18 protein-coding genes are annotated in these 16694 nt (G+C 72.5%); 10 read left to right on the forward strand and 8 right to left on the reverse strand.

Annotated elements, in window-relative coordinates; translation table 11 throughout:
• The first annotated feature begins 97 nt into the window (after positions 1 to 97).
• Complete coding sequence (locus GIS00_RS12975; protein ID WP_154768860.1) at positions 98 to 430, forward strand: hypothetical protein; 333 nt, start codon at positions 98 to 100, stop codon at positions 428 to 430.
• 9 nt (positions 431 to 439) lie between these two features.
• Here the strand turns inward: GIS00_RS12975 and GIS00_RS12980 are convergent, their stop codons facing one another.
• On the reverse strand, positions 440 to 1198 hold the full coding sequence (locus tag GIS00_RS12980; RefSeq protein ID WP_322097917.1) for an endo alpha-1,4 polygalactosaminidase: 759 nt from the start codon (positions 1196 to 1198) through the stop codon (positions 440 to 442).
• 126 nt (positions 1199 to 1324) lie between these two features.
• On the opposite strand from GIS00_RS12980, the gene GIS00_RS12985 reads away from it, so the two are divergent.
• The 3 genes from GIS00_RS12985 to GIS00_RS12995 are packed head-to-tail and all read left to right on the forward strand — an operon-like array spanning position 1325 to position 3648.
• Entirely contained in the window at positions 1325 to 1678 is a 354-nt protein-coding gene (locus GIS00_RS12985; RefSeq protein ID WP_154768861.1) for an ArsR/SmtB family transcription factor, read from the forward strand.
• Entirely contained in the window at positions 1675 to 2724 is a 1050-nt protein-coding gene (locus GIS00_RS12990) for a DMT family transporter (protein WP_154768862.1), read from the forward strand. The genes GIS00_RS12985 and GIS00_RS12990 overlap by 4 nt, the downstream gene beginning before the upstream one ends.
• Positions 2725 to 2769: 45 nt before the next feature.
• Positions 2770 to 3648, forward strand: a complete 879-nt coding sequence (locus GIS00_RS12995; RefSeq protein WP_154768863.1) for an NAD(P)H-binding protein — start codon at positions 2770 to 2772, stop codon at positions 3646 to 3648.
• Here GIS00_RS12995 and GIS00_RS28965 read toward each other — a convergent pair.
• From GIS00_RS28965 to malQ, 3 genes are read right to left on the reverse strand one after another with little or no spacing between them, the layout of a single operon-like run.
• Complete coding sequence (locus GIS00_RS28965) at positions 3620 to 4771, reverse strand: metallophosphoesterase (RefSeq protein ID WP_154768864.1); 1152 nt, start codon at positions 4769 to 4771, stop codon at positions 3620 to 3622. The two genes, GIS00_RS12995 and GIS00_RS28965, sit on opposite strands and share 29 nt — an antisense overlap.
• Complete coding sequence (locus tag GIS00_RS13005) at positions 4768 to 6117, reverse strand: FAD-binding oxidoreductase (RefSeq protein ID WP_322097918.1); 1350 nt, start codon at positions 6115 to 6117, stop codon at positions 4768 to 4770. The genes GIS00_RS28965 and GIS00_RS13005 overlap by 4 nt, the downstream gene beginning before the upstream one ends.
• Positions 6114 to 8228 carry a 4-alpha-glucanotransferase gene (gene malQ, locus GIS00_RS13010; RefSeq protein WP_322097919.1) on the reverse strand — a complete coding sequence of 705 codons (2115 nt, stop codon included), beginning with the start codon at positions 8226 to 8228 and terminating at the stop codon, positions 6114 to 6116. Before malQ ends, GIS00_RS13005 begins: the two co-directional genes overlap by 4 nt.
• 63 nt (positions 8229 to 8291) lie before the next feature.
• Between malQ and GIS00_RS13015 the strand changes: the two genes are divergently transcribed.
• The gene (locus GIS00_RS13015; RefSeq protein ID WP_154768865.1) at positions 8292 to 9320 is read left to right on the forward strand and encodes a Gfo/Idh/MocA family protein; all 1029 of its coding nucleotides are present in this window, start codon (positions 8292 to 8294) and stop codon (positions 9318 to 9320) included.
• Here GIS00_RS13015 and GIS00_RS13020 read toward each other — a convergent pair.
• Positions 9295 to 9753 carry a GNAT family N-acetyltransferase gene (locus tag GIS00_RS13020; RefSeq protein WP_154768866.1) on the reverse strand — a complete coding sequence of 153 codons (459 nt, stop codon included), beginning with the start codon at positions 9751 to 9753 and terminating at the stop codon, positions 9295 to 9297. The two genes, GIS00_RS13015 and GIS00_RS13020, sit on opposite strands and share 26 nt — an antisense overlap.
• Before the next feature lie 212 nt (positions 9754 to 9965).
• On the opposite strand from GIS00_RS13020, the gene GIS00_RS13025 reads away from it, so the two are divergent.
• Positions 9966 to 11264: a GGDEF domain-containing protein gene (locus GIS00_RS13025; protein WP_154768867.1), complete on the forward strand. Its 1299-nt coding sequence runs from the start codon at positions 9966 to 9968 to the stop codon at positions 11262 to 11264.
• Between the two features lie 24 nt (positions 11265 to 11288).
• Here the strand turns inward: GIS00_RS13025 and GIS00_RS29340 are convergent, their stop codons facing one another.
• The 3 genes from GIS00_RS29340 to GIS00_RS26905 form a co-directional block, all read right to left on the reverse strand.
• Complete coding sequence (locus GIS00_RS29340; protein WP_407666866.1) at positions 11289 to 11936, reverse strand: TerD family protein; 648 nt, start codon at positions 11934 to 11936, stop codon at positions 11289 to 11291.
• A 456-nt stretch (positions 11937 to 12392) separates the two neighbouring features.
• Positions 12393 to 12968 (reverse strand): TerD family protein, encoded by a 576-nt coding sequence (locus GIS00_RS13035; protein ID WP_154768868.1) that lies wholly within the window; start codon positions 12966 to 12968, stop codon positions 12393 to 12395.
• Positions 12969 to 13133: 165 nt separating this feature from the next.
• A complete protein-coding gene (locus GIS00_RS26905) occupies positions 13134 to 13997 on the reverse strand; it encodes a hypothetical protein (RefSeq protein ID WP_196073259.1) in 864 nt (287 codons plus the stop codon).
• A gap of 132 nt (positions 13998 to 14129) precedes the next feature.
• On the opposite strand from GIS00_RS26905, the gene GIS00_RS28405 reads away from it, so the two are divergent.
• Genes GIS00_RS28405 through GIS00_RS13055 form a run of 4 tightly spaced genes read left to right on the forward strand, consistent with a single transcriptional unit; the run spans position 14130 to position 16682 of the window.
• Positions 14130 to 14261, forward strand: coding sequence for a hypothetical protein (locus GIS00_RS28405; protein ID WP_255455022.1), 132 nt, complete (start codon positions 14130 to 14132; stop codon positions 14259 to 14261).
• Positions 14258 to 14938: a PRC-barrel domain-containing protein gene (locus tag GIS00_RS13045; RefSeq protein WP_154768869.1), complete on the forward strand. Its 681-nt coding sequence runs from the start codon at positions 14258 to 14260 to the stop codon at positions 14936 to 14938. Before GIS00_RS28405 ends, GIS00_RS13045 begins: the two co-directional genes overlap by 4 nt.
• A complete protein-coding gene (locus tag GIS00_RS13050; protein ID WP_154768870.1) occupies positions 14938 to 15387 on the forward strand; it encodes a PRC-barrel domain-containing protein in 450 nt (149 codons plus the stop codon). Before GIS00_RS13045 ends, GIS00_RS13050 begins: the two co-directional genes overlap by 1 nt.
• Positions 15388 to 15431: 44 nt before the next feature.
• The gene (locus GIS00_RS13055; protein ID WP_407666867.1) at positions 15432 to 16682 is read left to right on the forward strand and encodes an MFS transporter; all 1251 of its coding nucleotides are present in this window, start codon (positions 15432 to 15434) and stop codon (positions 16680 to 16682) included.
• Positions 16683 to 16694 lie beyond the last annotated feature (12 nt).

The raw sequence follows: 16694 nt of genomic DNA on the forward strand, positions 1-16694 counted from the left end.
GGAACGGCGTGACGAACGCCGGCCCCGCCCGTCGCACTACCAGCACCGCCCTGTTCCGCCTCCCGACTTTCCAGACCGATCCCCGAAGGCAACACCCGTGTCCACCTCCCTGATGACCTGCGAACGCTGCGGCCGTGCCGACCTGCTCGGCGCGTCCGCCGGGCTCTACTCGACCGCCGACCCCGTCCAGTTCGCCGTGCTGGCGGCCGGCGAGGGACGCAGCCACCTCTGCGGACTGTGCGCGACCACCGCCGCCGGCGAGATCGTCCTCACCCCCGTGCGTGACGCGGTCGCCGCCGGCAGCAGCCTCTTCGCCGAACTGACCGTGCTGGCCGAACGACGCCCCCGCCGGAAGGCCGCACCGATCGCCCCGAAGCCCACCGCCCGTCGCGGCGGCCGGCACCGCGCGGCCCTCGCCGCCGCCGTCTGACTCCGCGACTCAGCAGCCGTCCCGGACGTAACCGTCCGATCCCGCGACCGCCAACAGCCGGTCGCGCAACACGATCGTGGCCGGCCGGGCCGGGTCCGCGCAGGCCGCCGCCCAGTCCGCGGCCGTCGCGCCGACCTCGGTGTCGGAGTACTCGATGTCGAGCACCGCGTCCCCGTAGACATCGGTGTAGGCGGCGCACTCGTCGTAGACCAGGCACTCCTCGGCGACCACGAAGTCGTAGCCGATCTCGTCCGGCCCGCGGGCGCCCAGCTGCGGGGTGTTCTTCTGGCCGGCCGCCAGCCCGAGCTGATGGATCCGCTGCACCAGCAGCGCTGCGAAGGCGATGTTGCCGTCCTCCGTCAGCCGTCCGCCGGAGCGGGTCCACGAGTCGAGGTTGTCCAGCTCGATCGCGTCGAAACCGTCCGCCGCGCAACCGGTCAGCGTCGGGTCCAGCACCGCCACCAGTCGCTCCCGCTTCGCCTCCGTCGTGGTGTCCAGCAGCAGCTCGTCCGGCCAGCCCTCGTCGATCACCGGGGTGCCGTCCGACTCCAGCAGGACCAGGTCCTGCCGCTCCGCCAGCCACTTCTCGCGGTCCTGCGGTTGGGACTGGAAACCGTTGACGTAGCAGATGTTCCACACCCCGGCGGCCGGCTCGTCGCTGCTGTCCCGGGCCACCACCCCGACCCCCGCCGCCGGCGGGTAGCCACCCCCGAGCTGGTAGTCCGCGCCCACCCCCGCCGGCCAGAGTTGCACCGGAGCAGCGGTCACCGGCGCCTGCGCCGAAGAGCCGCAGCCCGCGACCGTCAACAGTAGGACCACCCAGACCGCCGGCCGCATCCGCACCGGTCCATGGTGACGGATTCCCGCACCCAGCCCATCCTCTATTATCTGCGCATGCGCGCAGATACGCGAGAAGAACTCCGCACCGACGACGTCGACCTGGCGGTCGAGGTGTTCCGGATGCTGGCCGACCCCACGCGGATCCGGATCCTGCACGCCCTGCTTGACGCCGAGCTGCCGGTCAACGACCTGGCCACAGCGGTCGGCGCGAACCCCTCCAGCGTGTCCCGCCACCTGGCGAAACTGCGAATGGCGCGGCTGGTCCGGACCCGGCGGGAGGGCACCCGGGTGCACTACCGACTGGAGAACGACCACGTCGCGCGGCTGGTGGTCGACGGCCTGCACCATGCCGAGCACGCCGGACCGGCGGTCCCCCGGCACCACCTCGAGCCGGTAACGGTCCGATGATCGCCACCCTGCGGAACTCCGGGGTCCGGGCGGCGCTGGTCTCGGCGCTGCTGTTCGGGGCGAGCGCCCCCGCCTCGAAACTGCTGCTCGACTCGATCGACCCGCTGCTGCTCGCCGGGCTGCTCTACCTCGGCTCCGGTCTCGGACTCGGCCTGTACCGGTTGATCCGGCGCAGCCCGCGGGTGGTGCCGGCCCGGTCCGATCTGGCCCCGTTGGGCGGTGCGATCCTGGCCGGCGGCATCGTCGGCCCGGTGCTGCTGCTTCTCGGGCTGTCCGCGATGCCGGCCTCCGGGGCGTCACTGCTGCTCAACGCCGAGGCGGTCGCGACGGCGGTCCTGGCCTGGACGGTCTTCCGGGAGAACGTGGACCGGCGGATCGCCCTCGGCCTGGTGTGCATCGTCGCCGGGGCGGTGGTGATCACCGTCCCGGACGGCGTCGCCTGGGGCGAGATCTGGCCGTCCCTGGCCGTTCTCGGTGCCTGCCTGGCGTGGGGGCTGGACAACAACCTGACCCGCACGGTGGCGCTCACCGACGCGTCCTGGCTGGCCGCGGTCAAGGGACTGGTGGCCGGGCCGGTCAACCTGACCCTCGGCATCGTCGCGGGCGCCGCGCTGCCGACGGTCGGCGCGATCGCCGGGGCACTGCTGGTCGGGCTGCTGTCGTACGGGATCAGCCTGGTGCTGTTCATCGTCGCGCTGCGCGAGGTCGGCACCGCGCGGGCCGGCGCGTACTACTCGGTGGCCCCGTTCCTCGGTGCGGTGCTCGTCCTGCTGCTCGGCGAGCCGTTGACCTGGCCGCTGCTGGTGGCCGCCGTGCTGATGGGCATCGGTGTCTGGCTGCACCTGACCGAGCGGCACTCGCACGAGCACCACCACCCGGCCCAGCACCATGCCCACCACCACGTGCACACCGACGGCCACCACGACCACGAGCACCCGCCCGGCACGGTCGTCGGCCGCCGCGGTCACTCCCACCCGCACGAGCACCGCGAGCTGGTGCACACGCATCCGCACTTCCCGGACAGCCACCACCGGCACCGGCACTGAGCTGGGAAGATACTGACTGTCGGGGGTACCGGGCACCGTGCAGGTATGCGTATCGCCGTCACCACCCCCACCGGCAACGTCGGATCCCGGCTCACCGAGCTGCTGCTGCAGGCGGGTGTCCGCCCCGTGCTGCTGCTGCGGGACGCCGGCAAGCTGCCCGACCACGTCCGTGAGCTGGCCGACGTCCACGAGGGCGACCTCGACGACGCAGGCTTCGTCCGGACCGCCACCGAGGGGGTCGACGCGCTGTACTGGGTGAGCCCCGAGGACCTGATGGCCGAGGATCCGAACGCGCTCACCGAGGCCCGCGCCGGCCACGCTGCGGCCGCGATCCGGGCCAACGGCATCCGCCGGGTCGTGGTGCAGTCCAGCGTCGGCGCCGAGAAGAAGCACGGCGCCGGACTGATCGACGGCCTGGCCCGGGCCGAGGAGCAGCTCACCGGGACCGACGCCCAGGTACGGATCCTGCGCTGCGGCTACTTCTTCACCAACCTGCTGATGGACCCGGACGCGATCGGCCGCGGCGAGATCATCACGGTCGGCGCCACCGACGTCCCGATGCCCTGGGTCGCGCCCGACGACATCGCGGTGGTCGCCGCTGTCTCGCTGCTGTCGACGGAGTGGACGACCGACGTGCAGGCGGTGCACGGACCGGAGGACATCAGCTGGCAGCAGGCGGCGGACATCCTGGCCGACGTGCTCGGCCACCCGTTCCGGGTGCTGACCCCGACACCGGAGGAGCAGCAGGCACTGATGGAGAAGTCGGGCGTTCCCACCGGCGCCGCCCGTGGTCTGATCGAGATGACCACCGGCCTGGCCGATCTCGTGCCGGAGCAGCCCCGCACCCCGCTCACCACGACGCCGACCACGCTGGCGGAATGGGCGGTGGCGCACCTCAGGCCGGCGTCAGCTCCAGCACCGTGATGTCCATCGGTGCGCCGATCCGGGCCGGCGGTCCCCAGAACCGGCAGCCGTTGGTCACGAACACCTGGGTGTCGCCGAAGGCGTAGTAGCCGGACAGCGTCCGGGTGGTGGCGCCGACGATCCACACACCGGGGTAGAACTGGCCGCCGTGGGTGTGCCCGGCCAGCAGCAGGTCGACGTCCTGCGCGATCGCGTCGTCCAGCACCACCGGGTTGTGGCTCAGCAGGATCGCCGGCTGCCCGGCGGCCCGGCCGGCCAGTGCCGCGGGCACGTCCGGCCCGAGACCCTGCGACTCGCCCTGGATGTCGTGCGTGCCGGCGAGCAGTACCCCGCGCACCTGCACCGACTCGTTGGCCAGCACCCGCACACCGATCGTCGGGAACCACTGCATCCAGCTCGCCACGTCGAAGTAGAACTCGTGGTTGCCGGTGACGAAGAAGGTGCCCACGGTGGGCCGCAGGTCGGCCAGCGGCGCCAGGTCGGCGGCCAGGGTGGCCGCATCACCGTCACTGAAATCTCCGGCCAGGCAGACGATGTCGGGGTTCTGCGCGTTGACGATGTCGACGATGCGGCGGGTGTCGTCGTGCCGGGTGAGGCTGCCGACGTGCAGGTCGGAGATCAGCACGATCCGCATCCCGGCCGCCTCGGCCGGCAGGTTCCGGATGGCGATCGACCGGCGCAGCACCCGCGGTGTGCCCAACGCACCGGCCAGCGACACCCCGGTCAGCACGGCGCCGCCGGCGACGATCGCCCCGGCCAGCACCCGCTCGAACAGCACCCGCCGGGTCACCTTCTCGCCGCGGGCGGCAGCACGGCGCCGGTCGACCAGCCACCGCCCGAGCCGCACCAGCTCGGCGACCAGCGCCAGGCAGCCGGTGAAGATGATGAAGGAGTAGCCGAGCCAGGCCGGCCAGCCGACCACCCGCTGGAAGCCCATCGGCATGGCGAACTGCCCGAACAGCGCCACCGGCGCCGACAGCACGACCAGCGCGGCGAGCACCGTGCCGATCCACCACGGGGTCGAGAAGCGGGTGGTGGTCCGGGCGATCAGCCGCCACCACAGGTACACCCCGGCACCGGCGAACATCGCCGAGCTCATGAACACCCAGAACGGCACGCTCACGGGCCGAGCACCGCGTGCGGGTGCAGGATCCCGGCCGGGTCCAGCGCCCACTTGATCCGCCTGAAGGCCTCGATCTCCGCCTCGGACCGGCCGAGCCCCAGCCACTCCCGTTTCGCCAGCCCGATGCCGTGCTCGGAGGCGATGGACCCGCCCAGGTCGGCGACCATCCGCAGCACGGTGTCCTCCAGGCGGTGGGTGTCCGCCGCCGGCACCCCGGTGATGTTGGTGTGCACGTTGCCGTCGGCCAGGTGGCCGAACAGCCAGACCCGGGCGTCCGGTACCAGCCCGGCGACGACCGACGGCAGCCGGTCCAGGTACTCGCCGGCGGTGGCCATCGGCAGCGTGACGTCGAGCTTGATGACAGAACCGCGGGTGGCGATCGACTCGGTGTGCCGCTCCCGGTAGGCCCACAGCGCGGCCCGGCCCGGCGCGTCGTCGGCGATGGCGGCGTCCTGCACCCCGGGCAGGTCCTCGCAGGCCTGCACCAGCGCCTCCGCCGAGCCGTCCACCTCGAGCAGCAGATAGGCGCCGTGCTCCTCCGGCAGCACCGCGCCCAGCCCGGTCACCTCCCGCACCAGGGCGAGCCCGGCCGGCAGGAAGAACTCGACCGCGGAGACACCGGCGATCCGCCGGGCGAACCCGGCCGCGACGACCGCGTCCGCGGGGGAGGCCAGGCCGAGCACGGCAACCGCGGACGGGCCGGGGGCCGGCACCAGCCGCAGCCGGACCCGGGTCAGCACCGCCAGCGTCCCCTCGCTGCCGGCCAGCAGCGACGGCAGGTGGTAGCCGGTGTTGTCCCTGGTCAGGCCGCCGAGGTGGGAGAGCACGGAACCGTCGGACAGCACCGCCTCGACCCCGATGACCTGACGCCGGGTGTCGCCGTGGCGGAGCACGCGCAGCCCGCCGGCGTTGGTGGCGACGGTGCCACCGACGGTGCAGGAGTCCCGGCTGGCCAGGTCCACCCCGTAGGCCAGGCCGGCTGACGCGGCGGCGGCATGCACCGCGCCGATGGTCTCGCCGGCGCCGGCCAGCAGCTGGCCGGCCACCTCGTCCACCTCCAGTCCGTGCAGCCGGCCGGTGTGCAGGACGATCTCGCCGTGCAGCGGCACCGAGGCGCCGACCAGACCGGTGTTCCCGCCCTGCGGCAGCACCGCGGTGCCGGCGGCGGCGCAGGCGGCCAGCACCGCGGACACCTGGCCGGTGTCGGCCGGCCGGACCACCACCCCGGCCTCCGCGGCGAACCGCCCGGTCCAGTCCCGCAGGTGCCCGGCGACCAGGTCCGGCTCGGTCAGCACATGCTCCGGGCCGACGATCCCGCGCAGCTCGTCCAGCAGCGCGGCCGTCACCGCACCACCGCCGCCAGCGCCGCGGCGCGGCCGCTGGTGAACACGTCCTCGAGGCCGAGCGGTGACCCGTCCGGCCCGGTCAGCGGCACCCGCCAGTTCGGGTACTCGTCGACGGTGCCCGGCTGGTTCTGCGTGCGCCGGTCGCCCACCAGGTCGGTCAGCGCGACGGCCAGCAGCTTCGACGGCGTCCAGGTCAGGTAGCGGTGCAGAGCCAGCACGGTCTGCTCGGTGTCCGGGTCGTTGCCGGTCAGCGCACCACGGCTGCGCAGCTCGTCCAGCCAGGCCCGCTGCTCGGCGGCGTCGGCGGCGAGCTCCTCCGCCAGTGTGCGGGTGAGCAGCCCGAGCTCCTGCCGCAGCCGGACGTGGTCACCGGCCAGGTAGCCGGCCGTCGGCGGCAGGTCGTGGGTGGTGACCGAGGCCAGGCACGACTCCCGCCACCACTCCGGCCGCAGCGGGCCGCCGCCGGCATCGAACTCGAACTCGAACCACAGGATCGACGTGCCGAGAATGCCTCGGGCGGTGAGGAACTCGCGCACCCACGGCTCCACCGTGCCGAGGTCCTCGCCGACCACCAGCGCCCCCGCCCGGGCCGCCTCGAGCGCCAGGATGCCGATCAGCGCCTCGTGGTCGTACCGGACGTAGGTGCCCTCGGTGGGGCCGGCACCCTCCGGGATCCACCACAGCCGGAAAAGCCCGATGATGTGGTCGACGCGCAGCCCGCCGGCGGAACGCAGTGCGGCGCGCACCATGTCGCGGAACGGCGCGAACTGGAGCTCGGCGAGCCGGTCCGGCCGCCACGGCGGTTGCGTCCAGTCCTGGCCGTTCTGGTTGTAGGCGTCCGGCGGTGCGCCGACGGTGACGCCGGCGGCGAAGACGTCGTGCAGGCGCCAGGTGTCGGCGCCGGCCGGGTTGACGCCGACCGCGAGGTCGGTCATCACGCCCAGCGACATCCCGGACCGCAGCGCCGCGGACTGCGCGGCGGCCAGCTGCTCGTCGACCACCCACTGCAGCCAGCTGTGGAAGTCCACCTCCGTCGGATGTGCTTCCCGGAACTGCTGCACCGCAGGCGATCCCGGAGTGCGCAGGTCGGCAGGCCAGACCCGCCAGTCATTCCCGTGCACCTCGGCGAGTGCGCACCAGGTGGCGAAGTCGACCAGGCCCTGCCCTTCCCGCGTGCGGTACGCCGTGTAGGCGATCTCCCGGCCGGCGGTCCGCGGCACACCGTGCACCAACGCCAGCGCACGGGACTTGGCCGCCCACACCAGATCCCGGTCCAGCCGGTCCAGCCCGGCCAGATCCCGGCGCAGGGTGGCCAGCAGGTCGTCGACGACCGCGCGGGCGGCCGTGGGCAGCCCTGCGAACTCCGGGATCCGCTCCGGCCGCAGGTAGACCGGGTTGACGAAGCGGCGGCTGGTCGGCAGGTACGGGGACGGCTCCATCGGCGCCACCGGCTCGGCCGCGTGCAGCGGGTTGATCAGTACGAACCCGGCGCCGTGCTCGGCGCCGGCCCAGCCGGCCAGGTCGGTCAGATCGGTGAGATCGCCCAAGCCCCAGGACTGCTCGGACCGGACGCTGTAGATCTGGGTGGCCACCCCCCAGGCCCGCCCCTGCCCCAGACGCGGCGGCGGGGCGAGCTTCTCCGGGGTGACGATCAGCGCGCAGGTCGCCTCGGCGCCGTTGCTCCACGCCTTGAGCCGGTGGTAGCCCATCGGCAGTCCCGGCGGGATCGCGAAGGTCGCCTCGCCGATGTCCCGTCCGTCGAGATGGACGGGCGGGCTGAAGTTGTCGAGCTGCTGCAGGTCGTTGCGGTAGCCGCCGCCCTCCAGCTCCACCCAGACGGAGGCCGGGTCGCCGTGGGTGACGTGCACCGGGAACGACACCGTGGTGTGCTCCCGGACCACCAGACACACCGGCAGCATCCGCCGCCGCTCGGCATCGGCCCGGGCGGACAGCGATGCCGCGGCGGACTCCGGCGAACTCGCATCCACGCCCAGGGCACCCAGCACCGCGGTGACCGTGGCGTCGGAGACGGTCCGGTGCTCGCCCTGCCAGTCCCAGAACTCGGTGGCGATGCCGAACTCGGCCGCCAGCCCGCTGAGCGTCTCGTCCACGGGTTCTCCTCCAGGGTTCCTGCGGGCAGGGCGGCCCGCCGCGGCCGACGATAGCGTGAGCCCATGAGCGCTGCGACGGAGAACGGACCGCTGCGCTGGGGTGTGGTCGGCCCCGGCCGGATCGGGCGGACGGTGATGTCCGAGCTGCTGCTGCTGCCGGACGCCGAGCTGACCGCCGTCTGCTCCCGGTCGCGCGACCGGGCCGCCGCATTCGCCGCCGATCTCGAGGTCCCGGAGGGGCGGCAGCGGCCGGAGCCGGTCACCGTGACCTCGGTCGAGGAGCTGCTGCCGCTGGTCGACGTCGTGTACGTGGCCACCCCGCACCTGCAGCATCCGGAGGCGGTGCTGCCGGCCCTGCAGGCCGGTGTCCCGGTGCTCTGCGAGAAGGCGGTCGCCGCACGGATGTCGGATGCGCAGCGGATGGTCGACGCGGCCCGCGAGCACCGGACGCTGTTCATGGAGGCCATGTGGATGCGGTTCAACCCGCTGCACCGGCTGCTGGTGGACGAGCTGCTGGAGGGGATCGGGCCGATCCGGCGGATCACCGCGGACCTGTCGGTGCACCGCGACCACGACCCGGACGACCGGCTGTGGGACCCGGCGCGGGGCGGCGGCACGCTGCTGGACCTGGGCGTCTACCCGGTGTCCTTCGTCCAGTGGCTGCTCGGCACGCCCTTGTCGGTGGCGGTGCACGGCGAGCGGGCGCACGACGTCGACGCGAGCGCGACCCTGCTGCTCCGCTACCCGGAGGGCAACGCCGCCCAGGTGAGCTGCAGCTTCCGGGCGGTCGGCACCAACGGCGCCACCGTCGTCGGCGAGCGGGGCCGGGTGGTCATCGACCCGATGATGTACAAGCCGCACCGGATCGAAGTGGACCGGGCCGGCGAGCACTCGCAGGTGCATGTCGCCGTGCCCGGCGGCGAGCTGGGCGGCCGCGGCTACACGCCGATGCTGATGCATTTCCAGGAGCTGGTCCGGTCCGGCGCGACCGAGAGCCCGGTGATGCCACTGGACGACACCCTCGCCGTCATGCGGATCCTCACCGATGCGCTGGACGAGCTCGGAGTCAGCTACCCGTCCTCAGCCGGGTGATCCACAGTCCCGGGACCACCTCGACGTCCTCGACATCACGGAACCCCAGCGACCGGTAGAGCGCGAGTGCCGGGGCGTTGTCCCGGCCGGTCGACACGGTCAGCCCGCGCCCTGCGGCCATGTCCAGCGCAACCTGCACCAGCCGTCGACCGATCCCCTGCCGGTGCGCCGCCGGGTCCACCACCAGCCGCTCGACATCGATCAGGTCACCGGCCACGGACCAGCCGATCGCGCCGACCAGCACACCGTCGTCGTCGAAGGCACCGGTCCAGGACAACCGCGCCGCACGCAGCTCGTCGAGCGTCTCGGACAGGGTCGGGATCCGGTCGTCGCCGATCAGTTCGGCCTCGACCAGGTACGCCGCTCGCTGCACCCCGAGCAGCCGCTCGCCGACGCCGGGGAGCTGCGGATCCAGCCTCGCGATGGTGATCATCGACACCGATCCCACCAGACCCCGGCCGGCTCTGCACCCACAGCGGAAAGCACCACCGCCGAACGGATCTCGGCGCAACTGTGGAAACACCGGGAGCCTGCTCCGACCCCGTGACTATTCGCGTTCCACCCGATACCCTCTGTGCATCTGCAGGTGTGCTGCAGCACGAATGGCGGCGGTCGGGTCCGCACGTCCGAGTGGAGTTCAAGGCGATGTTCGAGCTCGACGACGGTATGGACGCCCGGCCGACCGCGATGCTGCGATCGCTGGGCCAGCCCGCCGATCCCCCGACCACCCGTGGCCCCGACCGGTCGACGTTCTCGAGCGCGGCCCGGCCGGCGCAGATCTGGCTGCTGCTGGTCGGCGCGGCCGCGCTGGTGCTGCCGTGGGTGCTCGCCGGTGTCCCGGTACGGATCACCGGCTCCGAGCTGCTGGTCGTGCTGTTCATCCTGCTGGCGAGCATCGCGAACCTGGAGTTCGGGCTGTTGCTGGACCGGCAGAACCGGGAGCAGCGACCGCACAAGGGCCTGTCCGCCTGGGGCATGTGCACGGCGGTGCTGCTGCCGGCCTGGTACCTGATCCCGGTCGTCCTGCTGATCTACCTGCACGCCTGGCTGCGGGACCGGACGTTGCCGGCCTGGAAGTGGTTCGGCTCCGGCGCGGGCATGATCCTGGCCGCACTGACGGCGGACCGGGTGCTGCACCTGGCCCCGGGTGGCGAGGTCTTCGGCACCGGCCCGGACTGGCAGATCGCCGTGGTGGTGGCGCTCGCCTGCCTGGTCTTCATGGTGGTCGAGTCGACGCTGCTGATGGTGTTCGTGCTGATCCAGGGCACCCGCAACGAGCACTGGCTGAGCGGCACGCTGGCCGACCCGCTGTTCTACGCGACCGAGTTCGGCGTGCTGACCCTGGGCGCGGTGACCGGCCTGCTGGCCGTGAACGCCGGCTGGGTGTGCCTGCTGCTGGCACCGGCCTACCTGCTGATGCAGCAGGCGGTGCTGCACCGGCCGTTGCAGCAGCGGGCGGACGTCGACGAGAAGACCGGGGTGCTGCAGTTCCCGTCGTGGGAGCGGGCGGCCACCGCGGAGGTGCAGCGGGTGGAGGACGAGCACAGCCCGTGGGCGGTGCTGTTCGCCGACCTCGACCACTTCCACCTGTACAACGAGCAGCACGGCCACCTGGGCGGCGACGTGGCCCTGGCCGAGGCCGCCCGGGTGCTGCGGGACGAGTGCGGCACCGGACTGGTCGGCCGGTTCGGCGGCGAGGAGTTCTGCGTGCTGCTGATCGGGGTATCCGCGGAGGCGGCGTTCGACCGGGCGGAACGGATCCGCGACCGGATCGGCGGGCTGCTGCCGCCGACCGTGCCGGCGGCGTTCACCATCAGCATGGGGGTCGCGCCGGTGCGTGGGCGCCGCTCGCTCACCCGCGCGCTGGCCGCGGCCGACGGTGCGCTCTACCGGGCGAAACTGGACGGGCGGAACCTGACCCGCACCGCCGGCCCGATGCTCTGAGCCGGCGGCGCGGACGGGTGGTCGCTACTTGCGGCCCGGGGACCAGTTCATGCCCCACCCGTAGGTGCGGTCCAGGACCGACTGACCGCCGTTGATGTACTGCACCTCGCGCTGGACGACGAGATCGCCGCCCTGGTCGACCAACTGGGCCACGGCGCAGATCCGCGCCTGGTCCGAGGTGGCGTCCATCCGGACCTCGATCTGCGGACCGTTGACCGGGATCAGCGTGACCACGCCGTTGGCCGCGGCCCAGTTCGGCACGCCCTCGTAGATCAGCGCGAAGATCAGCACCCGGCGGAACCGGCCTGGCACCAGGTTGATCGACATGTTCTCGCCGCCGACGACGGCGCCGGACCGGTCGTCACCGTCGAGCTGGATGTACGGCGGGGAGTGCAGCGAGCCGAAGCTGTTGCCCAGCGCCTGGACCACACCCTTGCTGCCGTCCATCAGCTCGTACAGACAGCCCAGATCGAGATCGATGCCCCGGTTCCCGCCGGCCGCCGCGGCCAGCCGCTTGAAGAAGCCGCCCTGCTTCTGCCCGCTCTGCGGCTGCTGCGACGGGTCGGTCGCGGACCAGTTCAGGTTGACACGGACGATCCCGGTGGTGCCGCCCGACTTCGACAACGACACCGACGGCGCCGACTTCGTCAGCGCGATCTTCGACAGCCGCACCCCGCCGCCGCCCTGCTGCTGCGGAGGCTGGGGCGGCGGGGCGTATCCCTGCGGCGGCTGCTGGGGCGGTCCCCACGGCTGACCACCCGGCGGCGGGTATCCACCGGGAGCGGCCGGCGGGGGCGGCGGCGCCTGCTGCTCGTCCTGCGCCGGATCCCGGTACCACGACGGCCCGCTCGGCGCCGCCGGCGCTGCAGAAGGTGCCGGCGGGGCCGGAGGTGCGGCCTGCTGCTCGTCGTCCTCCGGCGGCCGGTACCAGGACGGTCCACCGCCGGCCGCAGGTGGCGCCGGCGGGGCGGCCGGCGGCGGCGCGGCCGGCGGGTCGGGGCGGCGCTTGTTGTAGTCGATCGCCATCTCGGTGCTTCTCCCTGTGCTGCAGACGCCACCGGGCGGGGCGCACGTGGTGCGACCCGCCCGGTGTGGTGGTCCTACTGGAACGAACTCAGCCGTACCGACTCAGACGTTGACGCCGAAGTCGCGCGCGATGCCGGCGAGGCCGCTGGCGTAGCCCTGGCCGATGGCGCGGAACTTCCACTCCGGGCCGTTCCGGTACAGCTCGCCGAAGACCATGGCGGTCTCGGTCGAGGCGTCCTCGGTGAGGTCGTAGCGGGCCAGCTCGTTGCCGTCGGCCGAGTTCACGACGCGGATGTAGGCGTTGCGGACCTGACCGAACGACTGGCTGCGGGCGTCCGCCTCGTAGATCGAGACCGGGAACACGATCGAGCCGACGTTCGGCGGCACGGCGGCCAGATTGACGCTGATCTGCTCGTCGTCGCCGTCGCCCTCGCCGGTGAGGTTGTCGCCCTGGTGCTCGATGGAGCCGTCGGGGGACTTCAGGTTGTTGAAGAAGATGAAGTAGGAGTCGTTGACGATCTTGTGGTCCTCGCCCAGGCCCAGCGCCGAGGCGTCCAGGTCGAAGTCGACACCGGTGGTCGCCCGCGCGTCCCAGCCGAGACCCACGGTCACCGCCGTGAGGTTCGGTGCCGCCTTGGTCAGGGAGACGTTGCCGCCCTTGCTGAGGCTCACGCCCATGGTTGGTGCTCCTGTCCTAGTCCTTGACTTGTTGCGTCCGGGCATCGTGCCCGTACGTAGCCGCACGGCCAACGAACACCGCGCGCGAAGCGTTCCCAGCTCCGCGCGCCGAACGTTACTGCGCCGGGAGTGATCGGGCGCGACTTTCACCCGGCCGGACCGGGCTCAGCCCGCGGGCGCCGCCGATGCCAGCGCGGCCTGCAGCTGCGCGCCGCCCGCCGCCCAGTCGGCGGCGCCGGCCGTGACCACCACGCGGTGCACGGCGCCCTTTCCGGTCGCGATCCAGCGGAAGCGCTGTTCGTACCCGCCGGTGCCGCTGCCGCACTGCAGCACCAGGTCCATCGAGAACCAGTCCGGCTGCGAGCTGAGCGTGCGACCACGCAACACCGACGGGGTGCAGTCGCTGCGACGGGCCACCTCGGCGGTGAGCGCCCGCTGCCAGCCGTCGGCGAGGGCCTTGCGCGCGGCGGCGTCGTAGTCGGCGATCGGGGTGGTGTCGGCGAGCGAGCTGCTGGAGATCAACATCCGCTGCGTCGAGTCCGCCCAGGTCGTGCCGTTGCCGTAGGCCGCGCGGTAGGACGAGGGCACACCCTCGGTCAGCAGGCGCCACCCCGCCGGCGGCGAGAACGCGAGACTGCCCAGCACCACCCGCTGCCCGAGCGGCGGCGAGGCGGAGGTGGCGGACGCCGACGACGGAGCGGTGGACTGCGCGGAGGCACCCGGTTCCCGCAGGAAGAACCACCAGCCGCCGAACGCGCCCGCCGCGAGGACCAGGACCAGCACCAGGATCCCCGCCGTCGTGCCGCGGCTCACCTGCGAGTTCCGCGGTGGTGGTGCAGCAGGCGGAGGCGGCATCGGCACGGGCACCGGGACGGGAGCCACCGGCGCAGGAGCAGGCGCGACCGGCACCGGAGCGACGGCCACCGGCCCGCCCGGGTACTCCGGGTGCGGGGTGATCCGGCGATGGCAGGAGCTGCACTCGTTCCCGGCCATCCGGCCCCCGCAATAGGTGCAGTACGCCGCGGTCATGGCAGAACAGTAGGGGCAGGGAATCGTCTGTGACCCGGGTGTGACCGGTGGCTGTGCTCGTTTTGCCCGACCTGGCCCCGGGCACTCTCCGGCCAGGGTTGTCGGGCGGTGGCGCGGCGGAAGAAGGTCGTCATGCAGTGGTGGGTGTGGTTGATCGTGGTCGTCGTGGTGATCGCGGTGATCCTGTCGGCGGTGCTGACCATCCAGGCGCGCCGCCGGTCCGGCGGTGTCATCGTGAACAGACGGAGAGGTGGCCGGCAATGAGCACACTCCTGCGAGCCCAGGACATCACCAAGACCCCGGTGGTGACCTTCGCGGGCGAGGACGTCGCCCAGATCAAGGATGTCGTGTACGCGCCGGGCGGCGGCGAGATCGCCGGGTTCACCCTGGCCGGTCGCGGGATCTTCTCCGGTCCGACGAAGACGATCCTGCCCTGGCCGGCGGTCGTCGGGCTGGGTCCGGACGCGGTGATTATCCGCGGGGAGGAGGATCTGGTCCCTCGGGACGCGTTCTTCGACGGGCTCGGCGACACGGGGCCGGCCGGGAACGTGCTGGGGTCCCAGGTACTGACCGATGACGGCAGTGCCCTGGGCGTGGTGCACGACGTCATCGTCGGTATCTCCGCGGTGCAGGGCGGCCAGGCCGATGTCGTCGGCTACGAGATCGATCCCGCGGAGAGTCTCGGGCGGGGCAAGCAACGACTGCTCATCCCCCTTCCCGACACACTGGCCGCCTCGGGACAGCACCTCATGGTGCCGGCGGCTGCACGGAATTACCTGGCCGACGATCTCAACTCGTTCGGCCAGGCCGTCGACGCGTTCCGCAGCCAGATCGGGGACCCCGCGGCTGCTCCGCCGGCGCCCCCTGTCCCGACGGTCACCCCGGGATCGCCGGGTGGCGCACCTGATGCCCCGGGGGATCGCTGGGAGGAGAAGCGCTGATGCTGTTCTCGGAAACCACCGGCCGCAAGGTCGTGAGCACCTCGACCGCCGACACCGTCGGCGTCGTGCACTCGCTCGTCGTCGATCCGGCCAGTCGGAGCGTCGTCGCGCTGTCACTGTCCAAGACGGCCGGTCCGGCGACGATGCTGCCGTGGTCGTCATTGACCGCCGTCGGCGCGGACGCCGTGACCGTTCCGGGGCTGAGCTCCGTGGTGGCGCCCGACGACCACCTGGCGCTGCTGTCCGACAAGCACCACACGCTGCTGAAGAAGCGGGTGCTCACCACCCAGGGCCAGGAGATCGGCACTGTGCGGGACGTCGACTTCGACCAGGCCACCGGAGCCCTGCAGAGTCTGCTGCTGGAGCAGTTGGTCGTTCCGGGCGCGGCGTTGCTGGGTGTCGGGTCGTACGCAGTGGTGGTGCAGGCCCCGTCCGCTGCACCTGCCTGAGGGCCCACTAACCTGGCGCGGTGACAGCCTCTCGGGACACCGGAATCGCAGCTGTGGCCGCGCATGTGGCGGCCGATCCGGAGGCCCTGCGGGCGCTGCAGCGGCGCACGCTCACCGTCGTGGTGATCAGCCAGGTGCTGGGCGGTGCCGGTCTCGCGGCCGGCATCACCGTCGGTGCGCTGCTGGCGCAGGACATGCTCGGCAGTGACGACCTGACGGGCGTGCCGACCACGCTCTTCACCCTCGGTTCGGCGCTGGCGGCGTTCACCGTCGGCCGGATCACCCAGCGGCTGGGCCGGCGGGGCGGCCTGGGGCTGGGGTTCGCGACGGGCGGTCTGGGCGCGATCGGTGTGGTGGTGGCTGCGGCGATCGACAGCGTGCCGCTGTTGCTGCCGGCGCTGTTCATCTACGGCGCGGGAACGTCCACCAACCTCCAGGCCCGTTATGCCGGAACGGATCTCGCCGCGCCGGCACGCCGGGGTATGGCGGTCAGCGTGGCGATGGTGTCGACGACGCTGGGCGCGGTGGCGGGGCCGAACCTGGTGGAGCCGCTCGGGAGTCTCGCGGAGGGTCTCGGGCTGCCGGCGCTGGCCGGCCCGTTCCTGCTGGCCGCGGTGGCGTTCCTCGCGGCGGGTGCTGTGTTGCTGGTGCTGCTGCGCCCGGATCCCTTCCTGGTCGCCCGGGAGATCGCCGCGTCGTCCGCGACCACCGGTGGGGCCGAGGTTCCGGCGCCGAAGCCGGGTCCGGGTGTGGTGGTCGGCGCGACGGTCCTGGTGCTGACCCAGATCGCGATGGTGGCGATCATGACGATGACGCCGGTGCACATGCAGGAGCACGGTCACGGGCTGGGCGAGGTGGGGCTGGTGATCAGCCTGCACATCGCGGCGATGTTCCTGCCGTCGTTGATCACCGGTGTGCTGGTGGACAAGGTGGGACGGGTGCCGATGGCGGTGGCGTCGGGGGTGACGCTGCTGCTGGCGGGGGTGACGGCGGCGCTGGCGCCCAACGACTCGATGGTGCTGCTGATCGTGGCGCTGGTGCTGCTGGGGCTGGGCTGGAACTTCGGCCTGATCGCGGCGACGGCGCTGGTGGTCGACGCGACCGTGCCTGCTACCCGGGCGAAGGTGCAAGGCAGCATCGACGTCTTGGTGGCGCTGGCCGGAGCGGGTGGCGGTGCGCTGTCGGGAGTGGTGATGGCCGGGACCAGCTACGCGACGCTCTCGCTGATCGGCGGCGTGTTGTCGATCCTGTTGATCCCGGCGCTGTTCCGGCTGCGGGGTGCTCGTACCGCCTGAGCCGGGTACCGG

The organism is Nakamurella alba (assembly GCF_009707545.1).
GTDB classification, from domain to species: domain Bacteria; phylum Actinomycetota; class Actinomycetes; order Mycobacteriales; family Nakamurellaceae; genus Nakamurella; species Nakamurella alba.